Consider the following 1,023-nt stretch of genomic DNA (forward strand, 5'->3'; position numbering starts at 1 on the left):
CACGAAGGCGGCGAGCCCGGCGTCCTTTATGGTGGCGGCCCAGTCGACGGCGCGGCGCTTGCCGTTGATGGAATAGTGAGGGTGCGACGGCGCGTGGGAAGGGGTGGTCATGGCGCTTACACCTTCTCGATCTCGGGCCGGCCGAGCAGGCCGGTGGGCCGGAAGATCAGGACGAGGACGAGGATGGTGAAGGTGGCGACGTCCTTCCATTCGGAGCCGACATAGCCCGACCAGAAGGCCTCGATCAGGCCGATGACCACACCGCCGAGCATGGCGCCGGGCAGCGAGCCGACGCCGCCGAGCACCGCGGCGGTGAAGCTCTTCACCCCGGCCAGGAAGCCGATGTAGAAGTCGATGACGCCGTAGATCAGCAGCACCATCATGCCGGCGACGGCGGCGAGCGCGGCGCCCATGACGAAGGTCAGCGAGATGACGCGGTCGACGTTGACGCCCAGGAGGCCGGCCATCTTCTTGTCCTGCTCGCAGGCGCGCTGGGCGCGGCCCAGCGAGGTGCGGTTGATCAGGATGGTGAAGCCGACCATCAGCACCAGCGTGATCAGGATGGTGGCCAGCCGCACGTAGCTGACGGAGACGGCGCCGTCCATCAGGGTGAGGTTGCCGGGCAGGATGGGCTGCAGCGGCTTGGAGCGGGCGCCCTGGAGGATCTGGATGTAGTTCTGCAGGAAGATCGACATGCCGATGGCGGAGATCAGCGGCGCCAGCCGGGGCGAGGAGCGCAGCGGCCGGTAGGCGATGCGCTCCACCGTCCAGCCATAGACGCTGGTGAACAGCATCGAGGCAGCCAGCATCAGCACCAGCGCCAGCGGCACCCAGGTGATGCCGAGCGCCCCGATCGCCAGGAAGGTGATCAACGCCACAAAGGCGCCGATCATGTAAATCTCGCCATGCGCGAAGTTGATCATGCCGATGATGCCGTACACCATCGTGTAGCCGATCGCGATCAGGCCGTAGATCGCTCCAAGCGACAAGCCGTTGATCAATTGCTGTAGAAAATAGTCCATC

At 65.5% G+C, this 1,023-nt stretch carries 1 protein-coding gene; it reads right to left on the reverse strand.

What is annotated here, in order from left to right:
- Positions 1 to 116: 116 nt before the first annotated feature.
- Complete coding sequence (locus TSO352_RS29900; protein ID WP_109109463.1) at positions 117 to 1,022, reverse strand: branched-chain amino acid ABC transporter permease LivH; 906 nt, start codon at positions 1,020 to 1,022, stop codon at positions 117 to 119.
- Position 1,023 lies beyond the last annotated feature (1 nt).

The sequence above is a fragment of the Azospirillum sp. TSO35-2 genome (assembly GCF_003116095.1).
GTDB lineage: Bacteria > Pseudomonadota > Alphaproteobacteria > Azospirillales > Azospirillaceae > Azospirillum.